Source organism: Streptomyces sp. NPDC089915 (genome assembly GCF_040684675.1).
Taxonomy (GTDB): Bacteria; Actinomycetota; Actinomycetes; order Streptomycetales; family Streptomycetaceae; genus Streptomyces.
The window spans coordinates 1-15,366 of sequence record NZ_JBFBGN010000155.1 but is presented as its reverse complement, the minus strand read 5'-3'; the positions used below and the strand labels follow the sequence as shown (position 1 = coordinate 15,366).

Sequence of the window (15,366 nt, the reverse complement as noted above, 5' to 3'; positions counted from 1 at the left end):
GCCCGCGAGGTCTACCACGCTCTGACCACCGCACCGACCGAACGAATCACTCAAACCGACCTCACTCCAGCGGCTTGACGTCTATAGGAGCATCCGGCGCCGGGTGCGAGCGGGTGGGGGCGTCCTTCGGGGCGCCCCCTTTCCCGTCGGGGGCGTCAGTCGAGGTAGCCGCGCAGCTGGTCGGCGAAGGCGTGGTCGCGGAGCTTCGCGAGGGTCTTCGACTCGATCTGGCGGATCCGCTCCCGGGTGACGCCGAAGATCCGGCCGATCTCCTCCAGGGTGCGCGGGCGTCCGTCGGCGAGGCCGTAGCGGAGCTGGACGACCTTGCGTTCGCGTTCGCCGAGGGTCGACAGGACGGCTTCGAGGTGTTCGCGCAGCAGGAAGAAGGCGGCGGACTCCATGGGGGAGGCGGCGTCGCCGTCCTCGATGAGGTCGCCGAGCGCGACGTCCTCCTCCTCGCCGACGGGGGCGTGCAGGGAGACCGGCTCCTGGGCGAGGCGCAGGACCTCCAGGACCCGTTCGGGGGTCAGTTCCAGGTGGAGGGCGACCTCTTCGGCGGTGGGCTCGTAGCCGCGTTCCTGGAGCATGCGGCGCTGGACGCGGACGACGCGGTTGATGAGCTCGACGACGTGGACGGGGACGCGGATGGTACGGGCCTGGTCGGCGAGGGCCCGTGACATCGCCTGGCGGATCCACCAGGTCGCGTAGGTGGAGAACTTGTAGCCGCGCGCGTAGTCGAACTTCTCGACGGCGCGGATCAGCCCGAGGTTGCCCTCCTGGACCAGGTCGAGCATGGTCAGGCCGCGGCCGACGTAGCGTTTGGCGACGGAGACGACGAGCCGCAGGTTGGACTCGATGAGGCGGCGTTTGGCCATCCGGCCCATGACGACGAGTTTGTCGAGGTCGACGGCGAGCTGGGAGTCGAGGTCGGTGGCGCCGCCGAGTTTCTCCTCGGCGAAGAGTCCCGCCTCCACCCGCCGGGCGAGTTCCACCTCGTCGGCGGCGGTGAGGAGCGGGATCCTGCCTATCTCGCGCAGGTACTGGCGGAAGAGGTCGGCGGAGGGGCCTCCCGCGGCGGCGGCGGCCTGTCCCCGGGCGGTCTGCGGGGGCGGCTGCTCGATGAGTTCGAGCACTTCGGGTTCGTCGTCCCCGGTGGGCTCCGCGGCCTCGGCGGCGGCTTCGGCGGTCTCGGCCGTCGCGTCTGCGGTCTCGTCTGCGGTTTCGTCCACGGCCTCGGCCTCGGTCTCCGCGGTTGCGACGTCGCCGGCGTGGAAGGGGCCGCCGGCGGGGTGGCTCACGTTCACGGTCAGGGTCCGGGTCTGCACGGGGGCGACCTCCAGGGGCTCCGAGTCCGGTGGCACCGCACCTCAGTGTGGGGTACGGCACATCGCCGCCACGAGGGGCGTGCGGGCACTTTCTGAGCCCGCTGCGTGACCGGATGGTTACCCCCCGGCGGCAACCCCGATGCGGATCGGACTCATGTCCGAGACGATCGGGGGCCGCCCGCGGCGGGCCCGTGCAGGGCGTCCCCTCAGGCCATCCAGAAGAAGACGGCCGTCATCCGCTTGTCCTCCAGGGTGGTGCCCCAGTAGCCGGTGGCGCTGTGGATCAGGTTGGCGGAGTAGAGCAGGAGCCGGTTGTAGCGGTGGGGGACGCGCAGGTCCTCGGTGAAGGAGTCCTCGGGGACGAAGCGGGTGCCGAGGGCGTCGACGAGGTTGTTGTGCGGGGCGAGGACCTGGTTGCCGCCGAGGACCCCGCCGGGGAGGCTCTGGCGGTAGAAGCTGGTGCCGCAGTCCTTGGGTATGCCGGGGGTCAGGTAGAGCACGGCCGCGTAGCGGCACACGGTGCGGGAGTCGGTGTGCGGGCGGGACTCGCACTCCCCCTCGCCGACGACCTGGACGCAGTTGTGGTTGAAGGTGCCGGCGCCGGCCGGGTCCTCGGCCCAGATCCGCTTCGCCCCGGTGGCCTTGCGCACCAGCTTCTCCACGTGGGCCAGTTCGGCCGGTTCCAGGGCGGGCATGGCGCGCAGCCCGGGCCAGGGCTCGGGCTTGTGCGGGGCGCCCTGGACCCAGTCGTCCTTGGCGAGGCAGCGTTCCCGCACGGCGTCGACGTCGGGCAGTACGTCGTCCAGCAGCCAGTAGTCGCGGCCGCGGGTCGGCTTGCGGTAGGGCAGCACGGGGAGGGTGTTCGGGGGTCGAAGTGACATGCGCGGAACGCTAGTTGTGGGAGCTGTGAGGCTCCCCAAAGCGGGCCCCAAGACTGCGGCAAGAGATGGTCCGCCGGGCCGCGCCGCTACGCGGGTTCCACGCGGACGGCGCAGACCTTGAACTCGGGCATCCGGGAGACGGGGTCCAGGGCGGGGTTGGTGAGGGTGTTGGCGCGGCCCTCCCCGTACCAGTGGAAGGGCATGAACACGGTGTCCGCCCTGATGGCGTCGGTGATCCGGGCCGGGGCCACGGCCCGTCCGCGCCGTGAGGTGACGGCCAGCGGCGCGCCCTCGGACACCCCGAGCCGGGCGGCGAGGCGCGGGTGGAGCTCCACGAACGGGCCGGGGGCGGCCTCGTTGAGCTCGGGCACGCGGCGGGTCTGCGCCCCGGACTGGTACTGGGCGACGACCCGGCCGGTGGTGAGCAGCAGGGGGTAGTCGGCGTCGGGGGTCTCGGCGGCCTCGCGGTGGACGACGGGCGTGAAGCGGGCCCGGCCGTCCTCGGTGGCGAACCGGTCCAGGAAGAGCCGGGGCGTGCCCGGGGAGCCTTCGGGGCAGGGCCAGAAGACGCCCTGTTCGGCGGCTATGCGCTCATAGGTGATGCCGGAGTAGTCGGCGGGGCCGCCTTCGGAGGCGCGGCGCAGTTCGCCGAAGACCTCCTCGGGGTCGGTGGGGAAGCCCTTCTCCACGCCGAGGCGGGAGGCGAGCCCGTGCAGGACGTCGAGGTCGCCGCGGACGCCGGGGGGCGGGGTGAGGGCGCGGCGGCGCAGCAGGACGCGGCCCTCCAGGCTGGTGGTGGTGCCGGTCTCCTCCGCCCACTGGGTGACGGGCAGGACCACGTCGGCGAGGGCGGCGGTCTCGGAGAGGACCACGTCGGCGACGGCCAGGAAGTCCAGGGAGCGGACGCGTTCCTCGACGTGGGCGGCGCGGGGCGCGGAGACGACCGGGTTGGAGCCCATGAGGAGGAGGGCCTTGACGTCGGTGCCGAGGGCGTCGAGGAGTTCGTAGGCGCTGCGGCCGGGGCCGGGCAGGGTCTGCGGGTCGACGCCCCAGACCCGGGCGACGTGGGCGCGGGCGTCGGGGTCGGTGAGCTTGCGGTAGCCGGGGAGCTGGTCGGCCTTCTGGCCGTGCTCGCGGCCGCCCTGGCCGTTGCCCTGCCCGGTAAGGCAGCCGTAGCCGGAGAGGGGGCGGCCGGCCCGGCCGGTGGCGAGGCAGAGGTTGATCCAGGCGCCGACGGTGTCGGTGCCCTTGGCCTGCTGTTCGGGGCCGCGGGCGGTGAGGACCATGGCGGAGTCGGGGGCGCAGAACATCTCGACGGCGCGCCGCAGCTGCGGGACGGGGACGCCGGTGATGCGCTCGACGAGTTCGGGCCAGTGGGCCATGGCGGCGGCGCGGGCGTCCTGCCAGCCGGTGGTGCGGGCGGCGATGAACTCCTCGTCGGTGCGGCCCTCGGCGACGACGAGGTGCAGCAGGCCGAGGGCCAGGGCGAGGTCGGTGCCGGGGCGCGGGGCGAGGTGCAGGTCGGCCTGTTCGGCGGTGCGGGTGCGGCGGGGGTCGACGACGATGAGGGTGCCGCCGTTCTCCTTGAGCTCGGTGAGGTAGCGCAGGGCGGGGGGCATGGTCTCGGCCGGGTTGGAGCCGACGAGGATCACGCAGCCGGTGCGGGGGACGTCCTCCAGCGGGAAGGGCAGTCCGCGGTCGAGGCCGAAGGCGCGCTGGTGGGCGGCGGCGGCCGAGGACATGCAGAAGCGGCCGTTGTAGTCGATCTGGGAGGTGCCGAGGGCGACGCGGGCGAACTTCCCGAGGGCGTAGGCCTTCTCGTTGGTGAGCCCGCCGCCGCCGAAGACGCCGACCGCGTCGGGCCCGTGCGCGCCGCGGGTGCGGGCGAGGCCGGCGGCGACGGCGTCGAGGGCCTCCTCCCAGGTTGCCGGGACGAGCGGCCCGCCGGCGCGGGTACGGACCAGCGGCTCGGTGAGGCGCACCCGGGAGGAGAGCACGGCGGGGGCGGTGCGGCCCTTGCCGCAGAGCGCACCCCGGTTCACCGGGAAGTCGGCCCGCTCCTCGACCGTGACACCGTCGCCGTCCGGCAGGGGGCGCAGGTTCATGCCGCACTGCAGGGCGCAGTAGGGGCAGTGGGTGGGGGTGGCTTCCTGGGTGCGCATACCGCCCAGGGTGTGCGGGGGGTGTTACGCGGGGTGCGTCGCCGCGTTACGGGCGGGGGTGCGGGGGCTCAGCGCGGGCGGCCGGGCCCGGTGAGGGCCTCCCGGGGCTCCGCCCCCGGACCCCCGCGCCTCGATCGCCGGCGGGGCTATGGACAGCCCCGCACCCGGCTACTGCCCCGTCAGGTAGCGGACCGTCAGGCCCGCCGTCCAGCCGCCGTCGACGGCCAGTTCGGCGCCCGTCGTGTACGAGGCCGCGTCGGAGAGGAGGAACGCGACCGCCGCCGCGATCTCCTCCGGGACGCCGACCCGGCCCAGCGGCGCACCGGGGTAGTTGCCCTCCCCCGCCTGGATGCCGACCGGCGCCGTCATCGGGGTCAGGGTCATCCCGGGGTGGACGGAGTTCACCCGGATCCCCGCCTCCGCGAGCTCCACCGCGCCGATCTTCGACAGCCCCCGCACACCCCACTTGGAGGCGCCGTACCCGGCGGTCAGGGCCAGCCCGGTGAGCCCCGCCGCCGACGAGATGTTGACGATCGACCCGCCCCCGCCCGCCCGCAGCAGCGGGATCGCGGCCTTGATTCCGATGAAGGTGCCGACCAGGTTGACCTCGACGCACCGGCGGAAGTGCTCGACGCTCTCGTGCTCCAGGAGCTGCCCGGTGGCGATGCCCGCGTTGTTGACGAGTCCGTCGAGCCGGCCGAACTCGGCCGCGGCGTGGTCCAGGACGGCCTGCCAGTCGGCCTCGCTCGTGACGTCGTGGCGCAGGAACCGGGCCGCGTCGCCGAGCTTCGCGGCGGTCTCGGCGCCCTCCGCCTCCAGCAGGTCGGTGATCAGCACCCGGCCGCCGCCGTCGACGACGGCCTGCGCGGCGGCCGCGCCGAGGCCGCGGGCCCCTCCGGTGATGACGACGGCCTTGCCGCTCAGATCCACAACAGCCACGGTTCCACTCCTCGGATATGACTAATAGGAATACCAGCGATCGCGGCGTCAGTCTGCCAGAGCGCCCAGCGCCCGCGACACCCCCTCCTCCCTGGGCCCCAGGAACGTCGGCCGCGGCCGGAAGACGGCGTCCGCGGCCGCCTTGCCCGCCGCGAAGACCTCCCGGACGCCGCCGTAGTACCAGGTGGCGTCGTGCACGTCCTCGACTCCGACCCCGTACGCGTCCACCCCCGCGGCCCGGCACAGGGTGACGGCCCGGTGGATGTGGAAGCCCTGGCTGACCAGCACCGCCCGGCGCACGCCGAAGATCTCCCGGGCGCGGACGCAGCTGTCCCAGGTGTCGAAGCCGGCGAAGTCGCTGACGATCCGGCCGTCGGGCACCCCGTGCCCGGTGAGGTAGGTGCGCATCGCGTCGGGTTCGTCGTACTCGGTGCGGCTGTTGTCCCCGGTGACCAGGACGGCCCGCACCTTCCCGGCGCGGTACAGCTCGACGGCCGCGTCCAGGCGGGCCGCGAGGTACGGGGTGGGCCGGCCGTTCCACAGCCCGGCCCCGAACACGACGGCCACCCCCGTGGCGGGCGCCTGCCCGACGGTGCGCAGCCGGCCGGCGGCGGTCGCGTGGGTCCAGGCCGACGGCAGCAGGGCCAGCACGCACAGCGCCATCACGGCCTGCACGGCCCGCCGCCGGGCCCGGACGGTACGCGGCAGCCGGCCGCGCAGGGCGTGCGCGATCCTGCTCGGGCGCGGTGTGCGCATGAACGTTCCCCCTGGTCGTCCGCCGGGCGCGGCCGCCCGGCTCGCAGTCCAGGACGCGCCGGGAGATCGTCCCGGTTTCAGCCCGGGTGCCGGGCGGACGGTGTGAGGACCCGGCAAACACCCGTCACCCGCGCGCAACGCGGACGCAATCCGGGGCCCGCAGGATCGGTTCATGACGGAGCCGGTGCACCCTCCCGAAAGCCAGTCCGCCCTCCTCCCCTCCCTCCCGTTCGGCAGCGCGGCCGAGCTGCTGACCCGGATCACCGACCAGCTCGGCGCCCAGCTGAGCGGAGTGCGCCCGCCGCGCGCCCGGCCCCACGGAGCCCCCTCATGCACCCCACCCTCGTCGCCGTGGGCCACGGCAGCCGCGACCCCCGCGCCGCGCTCACCGTCCTCGCGCTCCTCGAACGGGTCCGCGAGCTCCGCCCGCGCCTCGACGTCCGGCTCGGGCACATCGAGCTGAACGCGCCGCCGCTCGCCCGCACCCTGGAGGAGACCGCCGGCGCGGCCGTCCTCGTACCGTTGCTGCTCGGGCGCGGTACCCACGTCAAACGGGACCTCCCCGCCGCGGCGGCCCGCGCCGGGCACCTGCGGATCCGGGTCGCGGCGCCGCTCGGCCCGCACCCGCTGCTGGTGGAGGCCCTGGCCGAGCGGCTCCTGGAGGCCGGCCGGGAGCCGGGCTCGGCCGTCGTCCTGGCCGCCGCCGGCTCCCTCGACCCCGACTCCGCCGCCGACACCCGCCGCACCGCCGCCCTGCTCTCGGAGCGGCTGGGCGGGGTGCCCGTGGTCCCGGCGTACGCCTCGGCGGCCGCGCCGGCCGTCCCGGAGGCGGTCCGGGCGCTGCGGGCGCGGGGCCACCGGGTCGCGGTGGCCTCGTACTTCACCGCCCCGGGCCGCTTCGCCACCGCGAGCGCCGCCGCCGCACCGGGCCCGGCGGCCGCGCCGCTGGGCGCCCACCCGGCGCTGGCCCGGCTGGTCCTGCACCGCTACGACGAGGCCCTGTCCCGCCCCGCGCACCACCGGGAACTGGCCAGCGCCTGAAGACCGGACGGGACCGGATTGCTCGGATCGTCGGTGTCTCCGGTTACCGTCGATCCATGGAAGGCACCGCGCTCACCCCCGCGTACGACTCCTACGACCCCGCCGCCACCGAGCGGTGGGCCGCCGAGCCCGACAAACGGCCCGGGCGGACCGCCTTCCAGCGCGACCGGGCCCGCGTGCTGCACTCGGCGGCGCTGCGCCGCCTCGCCGGGAAGACCCAGGTGGTCACCCCGGGCACCCGCTCGTTCGACTGGGACGCGAGCCCCCGGACCCGGCTGACCCACTCGCTGGAGTGCGCGCAGGTCGGGCGGGAGCTCGGCGCGGCCCTCGGCTGCGATCCCGACCTGGTCGAGGCGGCCTGCCTGTCGCACGACATGGGGCACCCGCCGTTCGGGCACAACGGCGAGGAGGCGCTCAACGAGTTCGCGAAGGACTGCGGCGGCTTCGAGGGCAACGCCCAGTCGCTGCGCCTGCTGACCCGGCTGGAGCCCAAGCGGTTCGTGCCCGACCCGGCGACCGGCGAGCCCGTCAGCGTCGGCCTCAACCTGACCCGGGCCTGCCTGGACGCCGCCACCAAGTACCCCTGGGCGCGCGGCGGGCACCCCACCGATCCCGACTCGGTGAAGTTCGGCGCCTACGAGGACGACCTGCCGGTCTTCGACTGGCTGCGGCGCGGCGCGCCCGCCGACCGCAAGTGCTTCGAGGCCCAGGTGATGGACTGGTCGGACGACGTCGCGTACTCGGTGCACGACTTCGAGGACGGCCTGCACGCCGGCCACCTCGACCCCAACCTGCTGTTCGCCGAGCCCGAGCGCGCCGCCATCTGGCAGGTGGCCATCGGCCGGTACGTGCCCGCCGACACCGAGCCGGAGGAGCTGCGCGAGGCGCTGGACCGGCTGATGGAGGAGGAGTGGTGGCCGCACGGCTACGACGGCTCCGCCGTGGCGCAGGCCCGGCTGAAGGACGCCACCAGCCAGCTGATCGGCCGTTTCTGCCTGGCCGCCGAGACCGCCACCCGCGAGGCGTACGGGCCCGGCCCGCTGACCCGGTACGCGGCGGAGCTGGTGGTCCCGCGCCGGGCGCGCAACGAGTGCGCCGTCCTGAAGGCGGTCGCCGACCTGTACGTGATGCAGCGCGACGAGCAGGAGCGGCTGCGGGCCGACCAGCGCGTCGTCCTGGCCGAACTCGCCGACGCGCTCAGCGCGCGGGCGCCGGAGGGCCTCGACCCGCAGTTCCGGGCGATCTTCGACGCCGCGCCGGACGACAAGGCCCGCAAGCGCGCGGTCATCGACCAGATCGCCTGCCTCACCGACTCGTCCGCCCGGTCCCTGCACGCCCGCCTCACCCGGCACGGGCGGCGCGCCGAAGGGTGAGCCGATCGGGCCATTCCCCCTTCACGAGGCAGGCTCGGTGCGGGACGCTCGCATGTGGCCGCACATGGCGGAGAGGTTATGAGGAGGCATCAGGTGGTCGACGCACACCAGACGTTCATCATCGTCGGCGCGGGGCTGGCCGGGGCGAAGGCCGCCGAGACGCTGAGGTCGGAGGGGTTCACCGGCCGGGTGATCCTGATCGGCGACGAGCGCGACCATCCCTACGAGCGGCCCCCGCTGTCCAAGGGATACCTGCTGGGCAAGGAGGAGCGCGACAGCGTCTTCGTGCACGAGCCGTCCTGGTACGCGGGCGCCGACATCGAGCTGCACCTGGGCCAGCCCGCCGTGCACCTGGACCGCGGGGCGAAGACGGTGCGCCTCGGTGACGGCACCCTGCTGCACTACGACAAGCTGCTGCTGGCGACGGGCTCCGAGCCCCGCCGCCTGGACATCCCGGGCACCGGCCTGGCCGGGGTGCACCACCTGCGCCGGCTCGCCCACGCCGACCTGCTGCGCAAGGCCCTGACCTCCCTGGGCCGCGACAACGGGCACCTGCTGATCGCGGGCGCGGGCTGGATCGGCCTGGAGGTGGCGGCCGCCGCCCGCTCCTACGGCGCCGAGGTGACCGTGGTCGAGCCGCTGGCCTCCCCGCTGCACGCGGTGCTCGGCCCGGAGATCGGCCAGTTCTTCGCCGACCTGCACGGCGAGCACGGGGTCCGCTTCCACTTCGGGGCCAGGCTGACGGAGATCGTCGGCCAGGACGGCATGGTGCTGGCCGCCCGCACCGACGACGGCGAGGAGCACCCGGCGCACGCCGTGCTCGCCGCGATCGGGGCGGCGCCGCGCACGGCGCTCGCCGAGACCTCGGGGCTGGCCCTGGTGGACCGGGAGCACGGCGGCGGCATCGCCGTGGACGCCTCGCTGCGCACCTCCGACCCGGACGTCTTCGCCGTCGGGGACGTGGCGGCCGCCCAGCACCCGGGGCTGGGGAGGCGGCTGCGGGTGGAGCACTGGGCCAACGCCCTCAACGGCGGCCCGGCCGCCGCGCGGGCGATGCTGGGGCAGGAGGTCTCGTACGAGCGGGTGCCGTACTTCTTCTCGGACCAGTACGACGTGGGCCTGGAGTACTCGGGGTTCGCCCCGGCGGGCAGCTACGACCAGGTGCTGGTGCGCGGGGACGTGGGCAAGCGCGAGTTCATCGCGTTCTGGCTGTCCGAGGGCCGGGTGCTGGCCGGGATGAACGTGAACGTGTGGGACGTCACCGAGCAGATCCAGAACCTGATCCGCTCCAAGGCCCCGGTGGACCGCGAGAAGCTGGCGGACCCGTCCGTTCCGCTCGACTCCCTGGTGCCCGCCGAGGGGGCCTGACGGGTTTGCCGCCGCCCCACCGTAGAATTCACGGGTGGCAGGACGGATCAACGACGACGACGTGAAGGCGGTACGGGACGCGGTCCCGATCGACGCCGTGGTCTCGGAGTACCTCCAGCTGCGCAACGCCGGCGGCGGCAACCTCAAGGGCCTGTGCCCCTTCCATGACGAGAAGTCCCCGTCCTTCCAGGTCAGCCCGGGCAAGGGGCTCTACCACTGCTTCGGCTGCCAGGCCGGCGGGGACACCCTCGACTTCATCATGAAGATCGACCACCTCTCCTTCTCGGAGGCGGTCGAGCGGCTGGCCGGCCAGGCCGGCATCACCCTGCGCTACGAGGAGGGCGGCTACACCGCCGGCACCAGCGGCCGCGGGGAGCGGATCCGCCTGGTCGAGGCGCACAAGGCGGCCGCCCAGTTCTACGTGGACCAGCTCGGCGGCGCCGAGGCCGAGATCGGCCGCCGCTTCCTGGCGGAGCGCGGCTTCGACCAGGGCGCGGCCGAGCACTTCGGGGTGGGCTACAGCCCGGCCGGCTGGGACCACCTGACCCGGTTCCTGCGCGGGCGGGGCTTCAGCGACAAGGAGCTGATCCTCTCCGGGCTGGCCCAGGACAGCCGCAGCGGCAAGCCCATCGACCGCTTCCGCGGCCGGCTGATGTGGCCCATCCGGGACATCAGCGGCGAGGTGGTCGGCTTCGGCGCGCGCAAGCTGCGCGAGGACGACAACGGGCCGAAGTACCTGAACACCCCCGAGACGCCGATCTACAAGAAGTCCCAGGTGCTGTACGGCATCGACCTGGCCAAGAAGGAGATCGCGAAGACCTCCCGGGCCGTGGTCGTCGAGGGCTACACCGACGTGATGGCCTGCCACATGGCCGGGGTCACCACCGCCATCGCCACCTGTGGCACCGCCTTCGGCGGGGAGCACATCAAGATCCTGCGCCGGCTGCTGATGGACAACGCGACCGCCGAGGTGATCTTCACCTTCGACGGTGACGCGGCCGGGCAGAAGGCGGCGCTGCGGGCCTTCGAGGACGACCAGAAGTTCGCGGCGGAGACCTCCATCGCGATCACCCCGGGCGGGATGGACCCCTGCGACCTGCGGCTCGCGCAGGGCGACGCGGCCGTCTCCGGACTGGTGGAGTCCCGTACCCCGCTGTTCGAGTTCGCGCTGCGGCACATCGTGTCCCGGCACAACCTGGAGAACCCGGCGGGGCGGGCGGCCGCCCTCGACGAGGCCGCTCCCGTGGTGGCCGGGATCAAGAACATCGCGATCCAGCACGAGTCGGCGGTGCAGCTGGCGGGCATGCTGGGCATCCGCGACGAGCAGTTCGTGGTCAAGCGCGTGGCGCAGCAGGCCCGCTGGGCGCGCGAGCGCGGCCAGCAGCCGGACCGGCGGCAGCCCGCCCGGCGCTACGAGGAGGCCCCGGCGGCCGCGCCCGCCCCGGCGCAGCCGAGCGGTCCGGCCCTGAACCTGCGCAGCCCGGCGCACCGCACGGAGCGGGAGCTGCTCAAGCTGGCGCTCCAGCGGCCGGCCCTGGTCTCCCCCGCCTTCGACGCGTACGGGACGGACGAGTTCACCGCCCCGCCGTACGCGGAGGTCCGCCAGGCCATCCAGGACGCGGGCGGCGCCGCGCAGGGCACCGAGGACTACCTGGCGCGGGTGCGCGGGGCGGCCCCGAACGACACGGTGCGCGCGCTGGTGACGGAGCTGGCGGTGGAGGCCATCCACGCCAAGACGGTGGACGAGGTGTACGCGGGCGTGCAGCTGGTGCAGGTCCGGCTGCGGGCGGTGGACCGGCGGGTCCACGAGATCCAGGGCCAGATGGCCCGCCTCGGCCCGCAGGCCCCGCCGGAGCAGCACGCGGCGGTCCAGCAGGAGCTGTGGGTCCTCCAGCAGTACGGCCAGCGCCTCCGCAACCGCGGCGCGGAAGGCCTGTAGGCCGGGAGCTCCGCGCCCGCCGCGCTACCTCCGCAGCCAGTCCCCGCCGGGGATCTCGGTCCCCGTCCGCGCGAGCCGGACGGCCAGCGGCGCGGCCGCCAGGTAGACCCAGGCCCGGACCCGGCTCCCATCGGCCCGCACCGCATCCCGCGCGACCCGGTCGTAGACGTTGCGGGGGCTGCCCGGCCCGGCGTACTCCTCCAGCAGGTCCAGCGCGCTCAGCAGCTCCCCGTACGCGTCCGCCGCCGGTGCGATCAGCTCGCCGGCTATCACCGACCCGGCCCGCTCCACCGCGTACGGATAGCCGGGCCCCTCGTACAGCACCGCGCCCGGCAGCCGGGCCGGCTCCTCGGCCTCGGTGCGGCCGCGCAGGAACAGGTCGTGGTTGACCTCGCCGGGCCGCAGCGTCCCGTACACGAAGAACGGCAGGACGCCGCCCGGTACCGGCCGATCGACCGATGCCACGAGCCCCTCCTTCGGCTAGTACCGGGCCCGTGGGGCCGGGCCCAAAGGCCCCTCTTCGCCGGTGCACCCCCACCGTACGCACCGCTGTTACACAATCTCCCGGTCCCCGTGACGATCGCGGATTACTGTCCGATTCCTCCCTGTTCCTCACCCCCACGGTTCCGTTCCCATGTCGCGATCACCCCGCCGCCTCCCCGCCGTCGCCGCACTGCCGTGCGCCGCCGCGCTGGCCCTCGCGGGCTGCGCCGCACCCGGCGGCCTGGCCGCCGGGGAGCCCGTGGCCCCGGCGTCCCCGCAGCCCCGGCCGCAGGCCCTGTGGCCGGCCTGGGCCGATGACTCCCCGAAGGCGCCCGGGGCCGCGACCGGCACCCGGCAGGCGCCGCCGGCGGCGCTGGCGGACGCCCCCGAGGTGGGCCCCGGCGGCCTGGCGGGGTTGAAGGCGGCGGACGTGGTCCGGGCGGACCCGCGCATGCGGCTGTTCGCGGACAAGGGGACCATCAACGCCCCCGGCCGGTCCGGGCTCCGTCCGCCGGCCTACCTGGACCTGACCGGGGACGGGCAGGACGAGCTGGTCGTCGCCGCCGACACCGAGACGGGCCGGACGGCGCTGAGCGTGTACACGGCCCGGGGCAAGCGGATCGTGCCCGTCCTGTTCACCCTGGGCCGGCGGATGGCCGTCGAGTCCCTGGGCCGGGACCTGCTGGTCCGCACGGCCCCGGACGACGGCTCGGAGCAGGCCGTCCGCTACCACTGGGACGGGGAGCGGATGACGGTGGTCAACGAGGAGCGGCGCTACAACAAGACCCTCCCGAGCCCGGCCCCCGACGCGTCCGCGCCCGGGGCGGACGGCGGCGCCGGGGACTCCCGGTGAGGGGCCTGCCGGCCCGCTGCCGGAGGCTGCTGCGCGCGCTGGGGCTGCGCTGGAAGATCGCGGCGCTGCTGGCGGCCGGCTGTTCGCTGGTCGCGGTCACCATCGGGGTCCTGATCTACGAGGCGCGGGTGCGCCAGGTGTCCGACGCGGCCCGCAAGGGCGCGACGGAACAGCTGATCCGCGTACGGCAGGTGTACGAGCTCACGGGCCGGCTCGACTACGACAAGGTCGGGGAGGCCGACGCCCGGATCGACTGCCCCGAGGTGCCGCGCGAGCTGCACGAGGCCGCCCTGGAGGGGCGCCGCACCACCTACCTGGACCTGTCGGGCCCGGATCCGGCGGTGTGGGCGGCGCGCCCGGTGGGCGGCGGGCACGTGCTGTCGGTGCGCCGTTCGCTGGCCGAGGACCGGTCCGAGCTGGAGGAGCTGGACGCCCAGCTGCTCGCCTCCGGGACGGGGGTGGTGGCACTGGCGGCGGTCGGCGGGGCGCTGCTGGCGAGCCGGCTGAGCAAGGACCTGCGGACGGCGGCCGAGACGGCCCGGCGGATCAGCGCGGGCGACCTGGACGCCCGGATCGGGCCGTCCGGGGCTCCGGGCAGCCGTGACGAGGTGGCCGAGCTGTCCTCGGCGGTCGACACGATGGCGGCGAGCCTCCAGCGGCGGCTGGAGGCGGAGCAGCGGTTCACGGCGGACGTGGCGCACGAGCTGCGGACCCCGCTGACGGGGCTGCACACGGCGGCCGAGCTGCTGCCGGCCGGGCGCCCGACGGAGCTGGTGCGGGACCGGGTGGCGGCGCTGCGGACGCTGACGGAGGACCTGCTGGAGGTGGCCCGGCTGGACGGGAACCGGGAGGAGGCCCGGATGGAGGCGCAGCCGCTGGGCCCGCTGGTGGTGTCGATCGTCCGGCGGTCGGGGGTGGCGGCGGAGGTCTCGGGGACGGAGGCTCCCGACGGGGGCCCGGTCTTCGGGCTGGGCTCGGGCCCGGGCGAGGGCTCGGGCGCGGACCCAGGGCCGGACCGAGGCCCGGGCGGCGCGTGGGTGCGGACCGATGCCCGGCGGCTGGAGCGGATCCTGACGAACCTGCTGGTCAACGCCCGCCGGCACGGGAAGGGCCGGGTCTCGGTGGCGGTGTCCGGCACCTCGGTGACCGTCCGGGACCAGGGTCCCGGCTTCCCCGAGACCCTGCTGCGGGAGGGGCCGCAGCGGTTCATGACGGGCGCGGCCGAGCGGGGCCAGGGCACGGGGCTGGGCCTGACGATCGCGTTCGGGCAGGCCCAGGTGATCGGCGCCGCGGTGCGCCTGTGGAACCCGGAGCCCGGGGGCGCGGCGGCGACGGTGACCCTGCCGGAGGCCTGAGAGGGCCGGAGGGGGGTCTGCGGGGGGGGCGGCGTCACCCGGACGGGGTGGGGGTGCACGGATGGCCGCGCGGGGCCTTTGACGTGCGAGGATCTCCCCTCCGGGAGGCGCCTGCGCGGGATCTGACGACGGGTCGGCGTGCGGGGGGCGGGCGGCCCGGTTTTCCTCGGAACACGACCCCGTGTCCCCTGGAGTGACGCATGCGCCGCAGGACCGCCCACGCGCTGACCGCCGCCGCACTGACCACCGTCGCCTTCGCCGGCCCGGTCGCGGGAGCGGTGGCCGCCGCGGACCTCGGGATGCCGCCCTTCGCGCCCGGGGACTTCGCCGTACTGGAGGTCTGGCCGAAGTCGGCCGTGCCGGGCACCACCGTCACGGTGAACACCAAGGCCTGCGGCCCGGGAGGCCATGCCGAGGGCGACGCCACCACCGTGGGCGGGGGCCGCTTCAAGCTGACCCCGGGCAGCCACAAGGAGGTGGTGGCCGGCCAGTTCCAGGTCGCCCGCGACATCCGGCCGGGCACCTACGGCATCGGCGCCACCTGCGCCGACGGCAGGTTCGCCACCGGCGACCTGGTCGTCACCGAGCACGGCCCCCAGGGGCACGTGCGCACCGGGGTGGGCGGTGGCACGTCCACCACCACCGATCCGGCCAAGATCACGGCGGGAGCGGCAGTGCTGGCCGCGGCCGCCGTCGGCGGTACCTGGCTCCTGCGTCGCCGGGCGAGCGGCACGCGGAGCTGACGGGCGCCCACCGCGGCTGCGGCCGCGGTCCGACCGGTACCGCCTCCCGTCGTCCGTCCCGCGAGGTCCCCCCGTTCGCGGGGCCGGGCGACGAGTTAGGAAGAGCGTCGTGGAGGAAAGAGAGTTTGACAGGCAGGGTATATATCGC

12 protein-coding genes and 1 pseudogene are annotated in these 15,366 nt (G+C 74.9%); 7 read left to right on the top strand and 6 right to left on the bottom strand.

Annotation, left to right across the window (positions count from 1 at the left end; all coding sequences use genetic code 11):
• Positions 1-155 precede the first annotated feature (155 nt).
• The 5 genes from AB0O29_RS30260 to AB0O29_RS30240 form a co-directional block, all read right to left on the bottom strand.
• Entirely contained in the window at positions 156-1,229 is a 1,074-nt protein-coding gene (locus AB0O29_RS30260) for an RNA polymerase sigma factor (RefSeq protein WP_365157833.1), read from the bottom strand.
• 302 nt (positions 1,230-1,531) lie between these two features.
• The gene (locus AB0O29_RS30255) at positions 1,532-2,206 is read right to left on the bottom strand and encodes a DUF6445 family protein (RefSeq protein WP_365157831.1); all 675 of its coding nucleotides are present in this window, start codon (positions 2,204-2,206) and stop codon (positions 1,532-1,534) included.
• 86 nt (positions 2,207-2,292) lie between these two features.
• Positions 2,293-4,368, bottom strand: a complete 2,076-nt coding sequence (locus tag AB0O29_RS30250) for a molybdopterin oxidoreductase family protein (protein ID WP_365157828.1) — start codon at positions 4,366-4,368, stop codon at positions 2,293-2,295.
• 168 nt (positions 4,369-4,536) lie between these two features.
• On the bottom strand, positions 4,537-5,307 hold the full coding sequence (locus AB0O29_RS30245) for a glucose 1-dehydrogenase (RefSeq protein WP_365157825.1): 771 nt from the start codon (positions 5,305-5,307) through the stop codon (positions 4,537-4,539).
• 48 nt (positions 5,308-5,355) lie between these two features.
• Positions 5,356-6,063: an ElyC/SanA/YdcF family protein gene (locus AB0O29_RS30240; RefSeq protein ID WP_365157822.1), complete on the bottom strand. Its 708-nt coding sequence runs from the start codon at positions 6,061-6,063 to the stop codon at positions 5,356-5,358.
• 172 nt (positions 6,064-6,235) lie between these two features.
• Between AB0O29_RS30240 and AB0O29_RS30235 the strand changes: the two are divergent.
• The 4 genes and pseudogenes from AB0O29_RS30235 to dnaG all read left to right on the top strand — a co-directional run bounded on the left by AB0O29_RS30235 (position 6,236) and on the right by dnaG (position 11,784).
• Positions 6,236-7,104: pseudogene (locus AB0O29_RS30235) on the top strand (sirohydrochlorin chelatase).
• A 56-nt stretch (positions 7,105-7,160) separates the two neighbouring features.
• A complete protein-coding gene (locus AB0O29_RS30230) occupies positions 7,161-8,477 on the top strand; it encodes a deoxyguanosinetriphosphate triphosphohydrolase (protein ID WP_365157819.1) in 1,317 nt (438 codons plus the stop codon).
• A 93-nt stretch (positions 8,478-8,570) separates the two neighbouring features.
• Positions 8,571-9,845, top strand: a complete 1,275-nt coding sequence (locus AB0O29_RS30225; protein ID WP_365157816.1) for an FAD-dependent oxidoreductase — start codon at positions 8,571-8,573, stop codon at positions 9,843-9,845.
• A gap of 34 nt (positions 9,846-9,879) precedes the next feature.
• The gene (dnaG, locus tag AB0O29_RS30220) at positions 9,880-11,784 is read left to right on the top strand and encodes a DNA primase (RefSeq protein WP_365157814.1); all 1,905 of its coding nucleotides are present in this window, start codon (positions 9,880-9,882) and stop codon (positions 11,782-11,784) included.
• Positions 11,785-11,808: 24 nt separating this feature from the next.
• On the opposite strand, the gene AB0O29_RS30215 is transcribed toward dnaG, so the two are convergent.
• Positions 11,809-12,249 carry a gamma-glutamylcyclotransferase family protein gene (locus tag AB0O29_RS30215; RefSeq protein WP_365157812.1) on the bottom strand — a complete coding sequence of 147 codons (441 nt, stop codon included), beginning with the start codon at positions 12,247-12,249 and terminating at the stop codon, positions 11,809-11,811.
• A gap of 169 nt (positions 12,250-12,418) precedes the next feature.
• On the opposite strand from AB0O29_RS30215, the gene AB0O29_RS30210 reads away from it, so the two are divergent.
• The 3 genes from AB0O29_RS30210 to AB0O29_RS30200 all read left to right on the top strand — a co-directional run bounded on the left by AB0O29_RS30210 (position 12,419) and on the right by AB0O29_RS30200 (position 15,218).
• The gene (locus AB0O29_RS30210; protein ID WP_365157811.1) at positions 12,419-13,120 is read left to right on the top strand and encodes a hypothetical protein; all 702 of its coding nucleotides are present in this window, start codon (positions 12,419-12,421) and stop codon (positions 13,118-13,120) included.
• The gene (locus AB0O29_RS30205; protein WP_365157809.1) at positions 13,117-14,475 is read left to right on the top strand and encodes a HAMP domain-containing sensor histidine kinase; all 1,359 of its coding nucleotides are present in this window, start codon (positions 13,117-13,119) and stop codon (positions 14,473-14,475) included. Before AB0O29_RS30210 ends, AB0O29_RS30205 begins: the two co-directional genes overlap by 4 nt.
• Positions 14,476-14,675: 200 nt before the next feature.
• Positions 14,676-15,218 carry a hypothetical protein gene (locus AB0O29_RS30200; protein WP_365157807.1) on the top strand — a complete coding sequence of 181 codons (543 nt, stop codon included), beginning with the start codon at positions 14,676-14,678 and terminating at the stop codon, positions 15,216-15,218.
• Positions 15,219-15,366: the final 148 nt, after the last annotated feature.

What these genes read in the sequence shown, in the direction of transcription:
- AB0O29_RS30255 (WP_365157831.1), bottom strand. Translation starts at nt 2,206, where the DNA reads ATGTCACTTCGACCCCCGAACACCCTCCCCGTGCTGCCCTACCGCAAG.
- AB0O29_RS30250 (WP_365157828.1), bottom strand. Translation starts at nt 4,368, where the DNA reads ATGCGCACCCAGGAAGCCACCCCCACCCACTGCCCCTACTGCGCCCTG.
- AB0O29_RS30240 (WP_365157822.1), bottom strand. Translation starts at nt 6,063, where the DNA reads ATGCGCACACCGCGCCCGAGCAGGATCGCGCACGCCCTGCGCGGCCGG.
- AB0O29_RS30230 (WP_365157819.1), top strand. Translation starts at nt 7,161, where the DNA reads ATGGAAGGCACCGCGCTCACCCCCGCGTACGACTCCTACGACCCCGCC.
- AB0O29_RS30210 (WP_365157811.1), top strand. Translation starts at nt 12,419, where the DNA reads ATGTCGCGATCACCCCGCCGCCTCCCCGCCGTCGCCGCACTGCCGTGC.
- AB0O29_RS30200 (WP_365157807.1), top strand. Translation starts at nt 14,676, where the DNA reads ATGCGCCGCAGGACCGCCCACGCGCTGACCGCCGCCGCACTGACCACC.